Raw genomic sequence first — 570 nt, 5'->3', positions numbered from 1 at the left:
CGCGTCGTGAGGTTTGACGGGGTTGATCACGATTCGAACGGGTTGCTCGCGATTCAGACAGTGGGCTCAGGTTATGCTTCCTCGATGCTTTATCTTGCCTCTCGATCTCCCCGACGAACCGAACTGCTGACGCGCCTGGACCGACCGTTCCACGCGTTGGACCTTGAGGTGCCTGAAGTCCGTGCCGCTGGCGAATCGGCCACCGCCTATGTGCAGCGGGTGGCCGCCGACAAGGCGCGCGCCGGGCTGGCCCTGGTTGGCGGCGACGCCGACGCGGTGGTGATCGGTTCGGACACCGAAGTGGTGCTCGATGGCCGGGTATTCGGCAAGCCGGTCGATGCCGCCGATGCGGCGGCCATGCTGGCGACCCTGTCCGGGCGCACCCACCAGGTGATGACCGCCGTGGCCGTGGTCGCCCAGGGGCGCCAGGACAGCGTGCTGGTGATTTCCGAGGTGAGCTTCATCGATATCGGGCAGGACGCCATCGCGGCCTACGTGGCCAGCGGCGAACCGATGGGCAAGGCCGGTGCCTACGCCATCCAGGGCGGCGCCGAACGTTACATCCGCCAC

1 protein-coding gene is annotated in these 570 nt (G+C 67.0%); it reads left to right on the top strand.

Annotated elements, in window-relative coordinates; genetic code table 11:
* Positions 1-84: 84 nt before the first annotated feature.
* Positions 85-570, top strand: a 486-nt coding sequence (locus ACXJKJ_RS31575) for a Maf family nucleotide pyrophosphatase (protein ID WP_457395629.1), incomplete at its 3' end; no start/stop codon positions are given.

Source organism: Roseateles sp. P5_E1, from assembly GCF_054049335.1.
The sequence above is the reverse complement of the archived record's forward strand: the minus strand, read 5'-3'. Positions and strand labels throughout refer to the sequence as shown.